The organism is Shewanella algae, from assembly GCF_009183365.2.
GTDB lineage: Bacteria > Pseudomonadota > Gammaproteobacteria > Enterobacterales > Shewanellaceae > Shewanella > Shewanella algae.
The window spans coordinates 4,616,760-4,630,228 of sequence record NZ_CP068230.1 but is presented as its reverse complement, the minus strand read 5'-3'; the positions used below and the strand labels follow the sequence as shown (position 1 = coordinate 4,630,228).

At 54.4% G+C, this 13,469-nt stretch carries 10 protein-coding genes; 7 read left to right on the top strand and 3 right to left on the bottom strand.

Translation table 11 applies throughout. The features are described from left to right. Window positions 1-245: 245 nt before the first annotated feature. A complete protein-coding gene (locus E1N14_RS20600) occupies window positions 246-2,117 on the top strand; it encodes a methyl-accepting chemotaxis protein (protein ID WP_062793404.1) in 1,872 nt (623 codons plus the stop codon). 24 nt (window positions 2,118-2,141) lie between these two features. On the opposite strand, the gene E1N14_RS20595 is transcribed toward E1N14_RS20600, so the two are convergent. Then, the gene (locus E1N14_RS20595; RefSeq protein ID WP_025888907.1) at window positions 2,142-3,101 is read right to left on the bottom strand and encodes a LysR family transcriptional regulator; all 960 of its coding nucleotides are present in this window, start codon (window positions 3,099-3,101) and stop codon (window positions 2,142-2,144) included. Window positions 3,102-3,214: 113 nt separating this feature from the next. On the opposite strand from E1N14_RS20595, the gene E1N14_RS20590 reads away from it, so the two are divergent. Together E1N14_RS20590 and E1N14_RS20585 are read left to right on the top strand one after the other, a co-directional pair. Further along, the gene (locus E1N14_RS20590; protein ID WP_025010751.1) at window positions 3,215-4,423 is read left to right on the top strand and encodes a multidrug effflux MFS transporter; all 1,209 of its coding nucleotides are present in this window, start codon (window positions 3,215-3,217) and stop codon (window positions 4,421-4,423) included. Between the two features lie 182 nt (window positions 4,424-4,605). Continuing rightward, entirely contained in the window at window positions 4,606-5,196 is a 591-nt protein-coding gene (locus tag E1N14_RS20585) for a tRNA-uridine aminocarboxypropyltransferase (RefSeq protein ID WP_025010752.1), read from the top strand. Between the two features lie 167 nt (window positions 5,197-5,363). Here E1N14_RS20585 and E1N14_RS20580 read toward each other — a convergent pair whose 3' ends face one another. Continuing rightward, on the bottom strand, window positions 5,364-7,466 hold the full coding sequence (locus tag E1N14_RS20580) for a putative bifunctional diguanylate cyclase/phosphodiesterase (RefSeq protein ID WP_025010753.1): 2,103 nt from the start codon (window positions 7,464-7,466) through the stop codon (window positions 5,364-5,366). A 212-nt stretch (window positions 7,467-7,678) separates the two neighbouring features. Here E1N14_RS20580 and E1N14_RS20575 point away from each other — a divergent pair, with 212 nt between their 5' ends. From E1N14_RS20575 to E1N14_RS20560, 4 genes are all read left to right on the top strand, one after another. Further along, a complete protein-coding gene (locus E1N14_RS20575; protein WP_025010754.1) occupies window positions 7,679-8,032 on the top strand; it encodes a hypothetical protein in 354 nt (117 codons plus the stop codon). A 70-nt stretch (window positions 8,033-8,102) separates the two neighbouring features. Further along, the gene (locus tag E1N14_RS20570) at window positions 8,103-9,401 is read left to right on the top strand and encodes an amidohydrolase (RefSeq protein ID WP_062793403.1); all 1,299 of its coding nucleotides are present in this window, start codon (window positions 8,103-8,105) and stop codon (window positions 9,399-9,401) included. Between the two features lie 127 nt (window positions 9,402-9,528). Next, window positions 9,529-10,857 (top strand): M16 family metallopeptidase, encoded by a 1,329-nt coding sequence (locus E1N14_RS20565; RefSeq protein WP_025010755.1) that lies wholly within the window; start codon window positions 9,529-9,531, stop codon window positions 10,855-10,857. Window positions 10,858-10,913: 56 nt separating this feature from the next. Next, complete coding sequence (locus E1N14_RS20560) at window positions 10,914-12,287, top strand: M16 family metallopeptidase (RefSeq protein WP_420877400.1); 1,374 nt, start codon at window positions 10,914-10,916, stop codon at window positions 12,285-12,287. Window positions 12,288-12,355: 68 nt separating this feature from the next. Here E1N14_RS20560 and E1N14_RS20555 read toward each other — a convergent pair whose 3' ends face one another. Further along, window positions 12,356-13,333, bottom strand: a complete 978-nt coding sequence (locus E1N14_RS20555; protein WP_025010757.1) for a hypothetical protein — start codon at window positions 13,331-13,333, stop codon at window positions 12,356-12,358. Between the last annotated feature and the right edge of the window lie 136 nt (window positions 13,334-13,469).

Sequence of the window (13,469 nt, the reverse complement as noted above, 5' to 3'; positions counted from 1 at the left end):
ATCATGTTTAATACGACTTTATTAAGAAAGCGTTAAGAGGCAGGAGTTCCCCGAATAAATAATTATTCATCAACTGTGGTTTAAAACCCAAAAGCCATAGTTTTGTTGCAATTTTGACCTGTTTTTCAACTAATTGTGAACTATCACTCAGTCAAATCAGCAGAATATGCGATCATTTCGACAAAGCTGTAGGTCGCTACTCCGATGGTTGTCGGCCTTTTCTCAAATATCGGACCCCGCTGAAGATGAAACTCCGCTCATTGAAACACAAGTTGCTGGTGTGTGTGGTACTGGCATTGACTCTGGTTGTGGCTCTGCTTTCCTGGCAAAGCTACAGCACTCAAAAAACACAACTGTTGCAAGCCAGCCAGCAAGAGTTAAAGCGTATTGGTGATATGCAGGCACAGCGTGTCACCGAGTGGTTGGCAATTCGCACCAACGTGGTTTCATCCTTGCAGGAATATATAAGTGATGACTTTGTGCCTGCACTGCAGCAGGCCAGGGCGGCCGGCAAGCTGGAGTCTGTCTACTTCGGTGGCAGTGATGGCAAAATGCAGGATGCCGATCCCAGCGTGGACAACAGTCATTACGATCCCCGCAGCCGTCCCTGGTACCAGGATGCCATGGCCAAAGGCCGGGCCATTATCACCAAACCCTATATCGACAGCGGCTATGGTATTCAGGTGGTCTCTTTGGCGCAGCCGACCGCCAAAGGGGTGATAGGTGGCGACTTGGCAATTGATACTCTGGTGGCCGAGGTCAACAGCATGGCGATCCCGGCGGCGGGTTTTGCCATCATGATGCATAACGACGGTACCGTAATCGCTTATAAGGATGGTAGCAAGGCGATGCGTCCGGTTGTCGAAATTGATGATGATCTCGGTGCGGGCATTCTGGACAACATTCAAAAAACGGCGCAGTTGCAATCCCTGTATTTTGATGCCGATGGTCGGGACAAACTTGTTTGGGCAACGGCCATCCCGGATACCGACTGGCAACTCTTGCTGCTGCTGGATAAGGCAACGCTTGAAGCACCGCTCGGCAAATTGCTTTGGACCCAGGTTGGCTTGGCGGCGCTTGTGCTGCTGGTGAGCACGGCGGCTATCTCTTGGTTTCTCGGACTCTTGTTGGCTCCGCTTGGGCGAGTATCCCAGGCGCTGGCACGGATTGCCGACGGCAATGGCGATCTGACCCAAAGGATCACTGTCGACAGCAATGATGAAGTGGCCGAGCTGGCGGACAACTTCAACCGCTTTGTCTCGGCCCAGCATCAGCTGATAAGCCATATACGTCAGTTGGCGGCCGAACTGGATCTGGATGCCGAGCGGGGGTTGAATACCACCCAGAGCTCGGTTGTTGAGCTGCAAAGGCAGCAGCAGGAAGTAACCATGGTGGCTACCGCAGTTACCGAGATGGCCAGTGCCACCCAGGAGATTGCTGCCAACGCCGAGTTGACCGCTACTGCAGCGCAGCAATCTTCCTGCAGCTCTCAGCAGGGTAAGAGTCTGGTACTGCAGACCCGAAACTCAATACATTCATTGGCCGAGGAAGTAGGCCAAACCACCGAAGTGATCAATGAGCTCAATCGTCATGCCCAGGCTATCAGCGGTATTCTCACCGCAATTCAAGGGGTGGCCGAACAGACCAATCTGTTGGCGTTGAACGCCGCCATCGAGGCTGCCCGTGCCGGTGAACAAGGGCGCGGTTTTGCCGTGGTGGCCGATGAAGTGAGGGTTCTGTCTCAGCGTACTCAGGATTCGGCTTCCGAAATCCACGACACCATAGAGGCATTGCAGCAAACCACTGCCAGGGCGGTAGCCTCCATGGAAAACAGCCGCCAGATGGCAGGCCGCAGTGTCGGCGATGCCGAAGAGGCCAGTAAGGCGCTGGAAGAGATAGCCGTTGCTGTGGCGCAGATATCCGATATGGCCGGGCAGATAGCCACGGCGGCGGAAGAGCAGACTCAGGTAACGGGGGAGATTACCCAAAACACCACGGCCATCAAGGACGTTACCGATGAGATCACCTCCACCGCCATGGACGACCTTGAGCACGCCAAGGCACTCAAGGTGCGTGCGACCGATCTCAATGCCAAGGTCGCGACCTTCGTGCTCTAATCACGTTTAACTCAAGACCGCCGTTCAGGCGGTCTTTTTACTGCTCATGCTGTCACCTATCAGCTGCCGCATCCAGCGGTGGCCGGGGTCGTCGTTATTGCGCTCATGCCAGAGCAACACATAAGCCATGGGCATAAAGTCTATCGGCAGTGGCAATTGCTGCAGCGAGTAAAGCTTGCAGGCGTGCAGTGCAAAACTGGAGGGCAGGGTAAATACCAAGTCACTGTGAGCGCAAATACTGGCAGCACCGTAGAAGTCCGGCACTGTAGCACTGAGGCGGCGATGATGACCGAGATCCGCCAGAAAGTAGTCCAGCGCCCACCAATCATTACCCTCACAACGCACCTGTACATGGGGCAGCGCCAGGTAGGCAGCCAGATCCCAGACCTTGTTCTTTTGAGCTTGCAGCGCCGGGTGCCCTTCGCGCACCAGACACACTTGATGATCCTGAAACAGAGTTTGATACAGGATCCCTTCCGGCAACTGGCTGAAGTGAAAGCTGGAGCTGGGCTGCAGATCCCTTCCCGAAATTCCCAAATCTATCTGCCCCTGCTGCAGTGCCTGCATGGATTTTTCGGTCCAGACATAGGAGTCGAGCCTGACATTAGGGGCGTTGCTGAGCAAGCGACCGATAAAACTGGGCAGCAGAGTTTCATAGGCGCTTTCTACCATGGTGAGCGAAAACTGCCGGTTGCTGCTGGCCGGGGTAAACACGGGAGGTTGGGTCAGTTGATGCAGACTCTGTAAGGCGATAGGCAGATGTTGCGCTAACTGTTCGGCGTGAGCCGTCGGCTTGAGGCCGTGGGCGGTGCGCTGAAACAAAGGATCGCCCAACATGTCGCGCAGGCGGTTGAGGCTCTTGCTCAATGCAGATTGACTCAGGTGCAGCCGATTGGCGGCGCGGGTCACGCTGCGCTCTTCCAGCAGCACCTGCAACATGACCAACAGGTTGAGGTCGATACGGGCCAGATTATCCAGATTCACCCTGATATTCCTCAGAGGAAATTATGTTGTGAGATTATATCATTTCTTTTCATACCACCAGTTCATTAGAATGTGCTCCATCTCAGTTTTCACTCAGGATTGAACGACAACCTATGGCAAAAAACCTCCTGCCTATGCTGATGGCCATGGTGCTGTTAAGCCCACTGGCTATCGATATCTACTTGCCCTCTTTGCCGACTATGGCGATTGAATATGGCGTCAGTGCCGGCGAAGTCCAGTCTACTTTGGTGCTTTTCCTGTTCGCCATGGGGGTAGGGCAGATCCTCATAGGCCCTTTGGCTGACAGATTTGGCCGCAGGCCTGTGGCATTGGGGGGGATTTCTCTCTATGTGCTCAGTGCGCTGTTGGCTGTGGTTGCCATGGAGTTCGAATGGTTACAGATTGCCAGGGTATTGCAGGGGTTGGCAGCTTGCTCCACTTCTATTGTCGTCTTCAGTGCAGTGCGTGACTGTTACGCACCGGCTGAAAGTTCCCGTATCTACAGCTATCTCAACGGCGCGATTTGCGTCATCCCCGCACTGGCGCCAACGCTTGGTGGCGTGATGGCGATGCAATTCGGTTGGCGTTCAACCTTTGGACTGATGGCTGTTTACGGCTTGGTGATCCTGCTGCTGGTGAGTATGCGTTTTCCAGAAACCCGGCCGCAGAATACCGTCAGCAGTGGGCCGCTGTACCGCTGGGGTCGCTATCAGCCTGTATTGGCCGAACGCCACTTCCTGTTTTATGCCTTCTGTTGCATGGCCGGTATGGCCTCAATATTGAGCTATGTTTCCTACGCACCTGTGTGGCTGATTGATCATTTGGGTATGTCAGAGCTGGCATTCAGTGGCCTGTTTGGACTCAACGCCTTGGTGAACATTATTGCCTGCTTTGCCGCCCCCATGGTCACCAAACGCCTTGGAAATCGCGCGACCGTTGTGTTTTCGCTCTGGTTGCTGCTGGCTTCTGCCGCGATGCAACCTGTGCTGCAGATCTATGGCCCTCAACAAGGTATGGCTGCCGCCATGAGCTTTATGTTGCCCATGATGTTGCTGTGTGTCGGATTCGCCTTCCTGTTGGGTCCGGCAACCAGTATGGCGTTGGCGGCCTTCGGAGAGCGTGCCGGTACTGCGGCAGCCTTGCTCGGTTGTATTCAGATGAGCGGCGCCTCTTTACTGGCCGGTCTGGTGCAGCAAACCGACCTCAGTGCGCCATTCGCCGTGACCCTGGTGATGGGCAGCCTGTCTATGGTGCTGCTGCTGATCATGGCCCAGCGTCGTTTCAATGCCTGGCATCAGGAGCAGCAGTTTGCGCATCACTGAGTTTTAACAGATTTAAGCATCACCCTTGGCCCGTTGCAGTTGACCGCTGCCGCGGGCATTTTTTTAGTGCCAGGGTGGTGCATGGGGGCAATGCCGGTTGCTGGCAGGGGTTGTGTTACCATAGCTGGCGCTGTGGTAGGTCCGCAGTCTTAAAAGTGTTGAATCTCTGATAGAGAAGACCTATGTCGCGCCCTTACTGTGAACAATGTGGTTACCCGCAAACGGCCTGTGTTTGCGGGGCCGTGTCTGCTATATCTCCACGCAGCCGGCTGTTGGTATTGCAGCATCCCTCCGAGGTGGAACATGCCAAGAACAGCGTGCGTTTATTGCAGTTGGCGGTGCCGAGCACCAGAGTGGTAGTGGGCGAAACCGAGGCGGACTTTGCCGAGCTGAGAGCCGAACTGACAAGGAATAGCATGCCGACTTTCTTACTCTATCCCTCTGATGAGAGTCAGCTATTACAGGCGGCTGAATCATCTGAAGCGGTACGGCTTATCCTGCTGGATGGCACCTGGCGTAAGACCTTGAAAATGTATCGACTTAACCCTTGGTTACAGGCCTTGCCCCAAAAGCATTTGTCACTGACGGCGCCGACAGCGTATCGCATTCGCAAGGCCAGCCGCAGCGATAGCCTGTCGACACTCGAGGCGGCAGCAGCGGCCCTGTCTCAGTTGGAGCCTGGGCTGGATGTGGCGCCTATGCATGGGTTACTGGCTGAGCTGGTGGCGCAGCGGCTGCGACGGATGCCGGCCAAGGTGCGGGAGCGGTATTGAGTAAGCGGTAGCGAAAATTTCGTGTAGATCACGACATTTATAAGCTAATCCGGTTTTAATTAGCGTACATCATCCCTGATGATGGAGTGGGACTGTCGGCTTACCGCTTTTGCAGGGGAGTGGTAGCAGAATGACTCTGTTGCCGGCAGTCCTGTTCACTCCGCTGACTAAAGCTGAAAATGTGCCAGGGCAAACTGTTCTGGATGCAAGGGATAACCGAAAAAGAACCCCTGTGCCAGCCCGTCACCCATCTGCCGCACCATATCATTTTGATCGGCCGTTTCTATTCCCTCGGCAACAAACTTGAGCTCCAGTGCCTGTGACAGCTGCACTATGGCCTGACACAGACGTTTGCCTTTCTGATGCTCCAGCTGTTCGGCAAATTCACCGGCAATTTTCAGCCCATCCAGGGGCAGGCTGCCTAAACGGCTCAGTGATGACAGCCCGGTACCGAAATCATCGAGGACGATTCTGACCCCCAGCTCCCTGAGTTGTTTGAGGGTTTGTTTGGCCTGGCGTGGATGGCCCAGCAGTGCCGATTCTGTGATCTCCAAAATCAGTGCTTCGGCGGGAAGCTGATGATGTTGCAGCGCCGATTTTACCTGCTGGTAAAAGTCCAGGTGCTCCAGTTGCAGCGGCGACACGTTGACCGAAATAATAAAGTCGTTGTCCTGTTGCCGCCAAAGCGCCAGTTGCCGGCAGGCTTGCTCCAACACCCAGTTGCCGACAGTGACTATTAGACCGGTTTCTTCCAGCAAAGGCACGAAATCGGCCGCTTCCAGTAGTTCGTGTGGACTCTTGTGCCAGCGCAGCAGTGCTTCGGCGCCGGCCATGCGGTTATCCTTGAGCCTGACTATGGGTTGGTAAAACAGGCTCAGTTGCCCCAGCCCCAAGGCATGACGCAGATCGCCGAGCAATTTGAGTTTATGTTCGGCGGCCTCACTCATGGAGCTGTCATAGAAATTGATATGACTGGCGCTGCGTTTGGCACTGTACATGGCGGTGTCGGCCTGGCTCAGCAGCTCGGAGGGATCTATCTCCCGGTCGCCAAACAGGCTGATACCTATACTGGTACCCAGGTAGAATTTCTGTCCTTCCAACTCAAACGGCGTCTCGAACAGGGCCAATATCTGCTGCGCGAAACGGTAGATATCTTCTCTGTCGCGGCAATGCTGTAACACCAAGGTAAATTCATCACCGCCCATGCGGGCGATGTCGGCTCTCTCTATGCAACCGGCTTCCAGCCTGGCGGCGACCAATTGCAGTATTCTGTCACCCATGGAGTGGCCAAAGCTGTCGTTGACATGTTTGAAGCCGTTGAGGTCGAGAAACATTAAGGCACCTGTGGTTGGTTTTCCTTGGTTGACGGCTTCGCGACTGGCACTGAGGGCCTGGCGCAGTTTGCGCTTCATATGACGACGATTGGGAAGTCCGGTGAGCATGTCGAACATGGCTTGTTCTGTCAGGCGAGACTCCAGTTGCTTGCGCTCGCTGATATCGCTGAAGATGGTGACCAGATAACAACCGGATTCGGTCTGCAACCTGCGACTGCTCTGCCAGGCGGGAAAGTGACTGCCATCGACTCGGGTATGGCTGACCTCGCCCTGCCAGAAGTCCCGCTGCGCCAAGGCGGCGCGGCATTCTCTCTGTTTGGGGTCGTTTGCGGTTTCGAGGATCTGCAGTTGCTGGCCTATCAATTGTGCCTGGCTGAAACCGCAAAGGCGGCAGAGGGCCCGATTGACTGCGAGGATTTTGCCCGAGGTATCACTGATGACTACGGCTTCGGCACTTTCTTCAAGAATGCCCGCCAATACGCTGCGGGGCAGCAAGCCAAATACGTCCTGAGCTTCACCTCTGGGGCCCAGGCGACGATCCAAGGCTTCGAAACGCACCAAGATCATCCTGTTACTGTCTATTCTGACTGGTTCCAGGTAGAGGCGGGTTGGCAGTTCTTTGCCGTGGCGATTGAGATGCAGCCACTCCTGCACCTGGGACTTAGCCGTAGCGGCCTGCAGTAGTTTTTTCGCCAACTCTATGCTGCTCTGGCCGCCCAATTGCAGTCTGGGGGCAAAGTCATAGAGAGTGGCATCGAGAATTTCCTGGTGGACACAGGCGAAGTAATCCAGCGCGGCCTGGTTGGCTGCGAAAATTTTACTCCCTCTGAACAGTGCCAGAGGTGTCGAGTGTGGATCGCTGCGCCAGAGTTGCAACTGGGGGCCAAGCTTTGTGTCAGCCACCAGACTCTGCAGCAGTTGTGTCCATCGGATCATCCAGGATACTCCCTTGTCGTTCTCCCGCTGAGAACCACTTCCCTTTGTCAATACTTCAATCCTTTGGTTTTAAAACTAAACAGATCTACTCTGTGGCTCAATCAAAATTTCGTTTTGTTGCTAAAAATGTTCATTATCGGTCAAACTGGTGAAAAAATGTGTGATAGTCCTTGGAAGATGGATTTTTGTTCTCTCTCATGCAGGAGTGAATTATGGCGAGATTAATACTGTTACTGAGCTGGCTGCTGGCCTTTGGCGTGAGTGCGGCCGATTTGACTCAATTGAGTGAAAAAGCCAGTGAAGATGCCCGGCGTCTGGAGCAGGAACAACTGGAAAAAGCCAGGGCCGCAGCCAAGGAAACTGCCGAGCGGGAACAGAAGGTGCTCAAACGCCAGCAATCCGGTGAATGGCAGGAGGAGCAAAGGCTAAAAGCCAGAAAACAGTTTGATGAGAGGGCGCAGCGGGAACAGAAATACTTGCAGGAAGCCAAAGAGGCGGCGGCCAAAGAGCGCAAGATCGAAGAGCCCAAGATGAAGAAGCTGAAACAGAAGCAGATAGAACCTTAAGCCAGCTGTACTTCAGCCCCCAAGTTAAAGTGCTTGCCGTCCAAACCATTCAGACTAACAGGGAGATGTTATGAAATCTTTTGTCTCGGGACTGAGCCTGCTTCCCGTCTTGTTGTTGCCATTTGCCGTATTCGCAGCCGACCCTAATGTGCTGGCGCAGCAGCAAGCCGCCAAGTTGGAGCCAAAAGTGATTGAATGGCGGCGGGATCTGCATAGGCACCCTGAGTTGTCCAACCGTGAGTTTCGCACGGCCGCCAAGGTCAGTGAGCACCTGCAATCTTTGGGATTGGAAGTACAGACTGGTGTGGCTCATACCGGCGTTGTTGCCTTGCTCAAGGGCGATTATCCCGGGCCCTTGATCGCTCTTCGGGCCGACATGGACGCCTTACCTGTTACTGAAGCCGTGGATCTTCCCTTTGCCTCCAAGATTAAGGCCGACTACCGTGGGCAAGAGGTGGGTGTCATGCATGCCTGTGGTCACGATACCCACGTGGCTATCTTGATGGGGGTGGCCGAAGCCCTGAGCAACTTGCGATCTCAGCTTCATGGTGAGGTGATGTTTATTTTCCAACCGGCGGAGGAGGGAGCGCCTGAAGGGGAAGAAGGCGGCGCCGAGTTGATGCTGAAGCAGGGGCTGTTTGCCGCCAAACCCGAACGTGTTTTTGGGCTGCATGTAACCTCGAATCTCCCAACAGGCATGATAGGGCTCAGAGCCGGGCCAACCATGGCCAGTGAAGACTCTTTCAGTATCCAGGTTAAAGGACGTCAAACCCATGGCTCCCGTCCCTGGAATGGCGCCGACCCCATAGTGGCCGCGGCACAAATTGTCAGTGCCTCGCAAACTATTATCAGCCGCCGCACTGATTTGACTGCCGGCCCCGCAGTATTGAGCTTTGGTGCCATCAACGGCGGGATACGTTCGAATATCATTCCCGATGAGGTTGAGCTTATCGGCACCATCAGAACCTTTGATCAGCCGAGCCGGGCCAATATCAAACAGCAACTGAGCAAGACCGCCGAATTGATAGCGCAAGCCAATGGCACTGAGGCGAAGACAGAGATAGTCCAAGGCTATCCTGTGCTGGTGAACAGTGCTGAATTGGTGGCCGAAGTCAGGCCCTTGCTGGAGCAAGTGGTCGGCAAGGGGAGGCTGGTGGAACCCGGGCTTATCACAGGGGCTGAGGACTTTGCTTTCTACGCGCAAGAAACCCCGGGGGTTTTCTTCTTTCTTGGGGTAACTCCTGAGGGGACTGACCCGGCAACGGCGGCCAGCAATCACTCCCCCTATTTCTATGCCGATGAAGCAGCGTTCAAGACGGGGGTAGAGGCGTTGACCACACTGGCACTCACCAGCTTAAGCGGCAAATAAACCGTACGGGATAAAGCATTTTGCTTACAAAATCTGACAATTCCGTATCACTTGTTACTTGATTTACAGTGCTTTTTTACCCGATATTGGATCTTTTGAAATCAGCAATCAGCCAAGGAGCGACCCAATGAAGCGTACGCTGACCGCCCTGCTGATGTCAGCCAGCCTTCTTGGTGCGGCGACAACACAGGCGACCACGGCCGAAGATATTCAGAGTTTTACCCTGAATAACGGCATGAAAATCATGGTATTGGAGGATTCATCCATTCCCAATGCCAACATGTATCTGTTTTGGAAGGTGGGTTCACGCAACGAGGTGCCCGGGATCACAGGGATCTCCCACTTCTTCGAGCATATGATGTTCAATGGCTCCAAGAAATACGGCCCCAAGATGTTTGACCGCACCATGGAAGCGGCCGGTGGCGCCAACAACGCCTACACTACTGAAAACGTGACCGTTTATACCGACTGGTTCCCTTCCAATGCTCTGGAAACCATTTTTGATCTGGAAGCCGATCGGATTGCGGCGTTGGATATCAATGCCGAGATGGTAGAGAGTGAGCGCGGCGTAGTTGCCTCCGAGCGTACCACAGGGCTGGAAAACTCCAACTGGCGTACCCTGCAGGAAGAGGTAAAAGGTGTGGCCTTCAGGGCGCATCCCTATAGCTGGTCTGTGATTGGCCATGAATCTGATATTGCGGCCTGGACCTTGGAAGATCTGGTGCAGTATCACAAGACCTACTATGCCCCCAACAATGCGGTTGTGGTGATTGCCGGTGACGTTAAGCTGGCCGAGGTCAAGCGTCTGGCCCAGCGTTACTTTGGCCCTATCCCGGCGCAAGAGCCACCCAAGGCGGTGAAGACAGTCGAGCCGCTGCAAAAAGGGGAACGACGGGTCTTCGTCAAGAAGGAGTCTGTCAGCACGCCCAATATCATGCTGGCCTATCACGTACCGGCCACCACCAATAAAGACTATTACGCGCTGGATCTGCTGACCTCGATTCTGAGTGAAGGCAACAGCTCGCGCCTCTACAAGGCTTTGGTGGACAAGCAGTTGGCGATTGCCGCCGAGACTTATATGCCCATGTCTTTTGACCCCAACCTGTTGTACATCCTTGGGGTGGCGGCCCCAGGTGTCAGCGCCACCACTCTGGAGCAGGCATTGATCGAAGAGGTCAACCGTATTGCCCGTGACGGCGTTAAGGTTGAAGAGTTGGAAAAAGCCAAAAATATCAAGCTGATGGATTTCTATCGTAGTATGGAAACCATCAATGGCAAGGCCAACACCCTGGGCACCTACGAACTTTATTTCGGTAGCTTCGACAAGCTGTTCCAGGCACCGGATGCCTATAATCAGGTCACAGTGGCCGACATTCAAAGGGTGGCAGAAACATACCTGCGCCGTGCCAACCGCACTGTGGGGGTACTGGCTGCACAAGAGGAGGCGGATCAATGAGCAAGGTTTTTTCTCTCAAGGCCTCTCTGGGCGCCGTGGCCATTGCCGCAGCCTTGATGGTTTCAGGTTGTCAGTCTACCCAGGTGAAGGTGAGCCAGGATACCGGCCACTTTGTACTGCCAACATATGAAAGAGTCACTCTGGATAACGGCCTGACGCTGATGCTGATGCCGCAGAAAGAGGTGCCGCTGATCACCCTGAACGCCGTGGTGAAAGTCGGCAGCGTCAATGACACCACAGCAGGTGTGGCAGAGGTAACGGCTCAGGGCTTGTTGCTTGGCGCCGCCGGTCGCACCAAGGCCAGCATAGAGCAGGAGGTGGACTTTCTCGGTGCCAGTCTGAATGCCGATGCCGGCCGTGAGGGCAGTTACCTCAGCGCCGATTTTATGGCCAAAGACTCCGATACCATGCTGGGATTGTTTGCCGATGTGCTGACCCGTCCCGACTTTGATGCCACCGAATTTGATAAACTCAAGAGCCGCAGAGTCGCCGAGCTGGCGCAGGAGAAAGAGAGTCCCAAGTCCGTGATTGGGCGCTACTTCAACAAGTTGGTCTTCGGTCAGCATCCTTATGGCAATGCCACTTCGGGAACCAGTGAGTCTGTGTCCCAGTTGACGGTCAACCAGCTGAGAGCCTTCCACAAGGGCTACTATCAACCGGCCAATACCGCTATCAGCGTGGTGGGCGATTTCGACCCGGCACAGATGAAGGCCAAGCTGCAGGCGGCATTCGGTCAATGGAGCAACAGTGAATCGCTGCGTGCCGTTGACCTCAAGCAGGGGCTGCCGACTCTGTCTGCCAGCCGAGTCTTGCTGGTGGATAAGTCGGACGCGATAGAGACCACCTTCACCATAGGTGGCCTGGGTGTGACTCAGGATAACCCTGACTATGTGGGCCTGACTGTGGTCAACAGCATACTCGGTGGCCGTTTTACCTCCTGGCTCAACGATGAGCTGAGGGTGAATGCCGGTTTGACCTATGGCGCGCGCTCGGGTTTCGTTCCCTATCGTGACTCAGGGGTGTTTATGATCAGTACTTTCACCAAGTCGGCTACTACAGAGGAAGCCATTGACTTGGCACTCAAGACCTACAGCCGCCTGTGGCAGAAAGGGATAGATCAGCAGACTCTGGATTCAGCCAAGGCCTACGTCAAAGGCCAGTTCCCGCCCAAGTTTGAAACCAGCGGCCAGTTGGCCGGTCTGCTGTCAGACATGTACCTGTACGGTTTTGATGAGTCCTATATCAATCAATTCCAGCAACGGGTGGATGGACTGACTCTGGCGCAGACCAAGCAGTTGGTCGATAGCTACTTCCCCAAGGATAAGTTGCAGATGGTGCTGATTGGCAGCGGCGACAAGATAGCCCCGATAGCGGCCAAGTATGGCGAGGTGACCCGGGTCGATATCAAGGATGTCGGTTTCGGCGGTTAACCCGGTCAACTTAATCAGACAGCCACCTCAATTGAGGTGGCTTTTTATATCATTCTGCATACGCGCTTTTACTTTGGGGCTTGAACTTCACACAAGTTCAGCCTGCGTTTGTCGTTCACGACAAACAGCCTGTCATCCATAAAGCTGACCTGAGCCTTGGCCGGTTTGATGTCACCGAGACTTTGAACCTGGGTTAGTGCCAGTTCAAAGGCGCTTTGCTCCTCGGCCAGTGGATGACACTCGAAGCGATTGTTGCCCTTGGTTCTTAACCACAGCTGTGTCCCACAATTGCTGAAACGGGCGCTGCCGGGCGCCAGAAGGCGAGACGATTGCAAGAGCAGATCTTTTTCCTGACCACTGCCGAGCATTTTGGAAAGCTTGCCAAATAGGCTGTCCGGCAGGCCATATCTGTACTCTGCCAATATTGTCTCTTGACTGTCCGCTGCAGACTGCCCCTGACAGAGGCAGAAAATCTGCCTGTCACATACCTGGATCTCTTCCAGCCAGTGTGGGCTGCCCGGCTTTAAGGCGGTGAGCTCAGGTTCATCCGGCTCCTTGTATCTGTTGACCAAGTGACACTGATCATCCTTGATAAATAACCAGGAAATGGCTCGGCCCTTACGGGTATTGGGGGAACTCATTCGCAGCAGCAGTTGATTGTCATCCAGCGGGCAAAGCTGCAATGGCAGAAAGTGGAAGTGTTGCTGCTCCACAGTCATGGAAAGCACATCCGGATTGGCAAAGGGGTAGTGCTGCGCCTTATCTTCTGTCAGTGAATCCCAGATCCAGAGCCCGGTTTCATCCACCAAGGTGAGTTGTTGATGCCAGAGACAGACCTGGGGATGCCCCTTAAATTGGGTGAGATCCAGCAGCAAGCTGGGGGAGTCCGCCTCGGTAGGCCAAATGGCCAGCAGCGGCTTACGCTCTGACTCGTCCCACAGAGTCAGCGCCAATAACTGCGGTGCCAGGAAGCGTGCGGCCTCCAGCAACCAGCCTTTGTGGTTGAAATCCCACTCTCTGATGATACGGCTCTTGAGTCTGTGCATGAGATCTCCGGCAATAACAGCATTGGCATTGATTGTCGCAGAAACTGTGCAATAGATCTGCTACGAAAACAGAAATTCATCGGCTTGTTTATCGGGAAACTTTGTTCTGAGCCAGGTGCGGTTCGACTGTGGGATT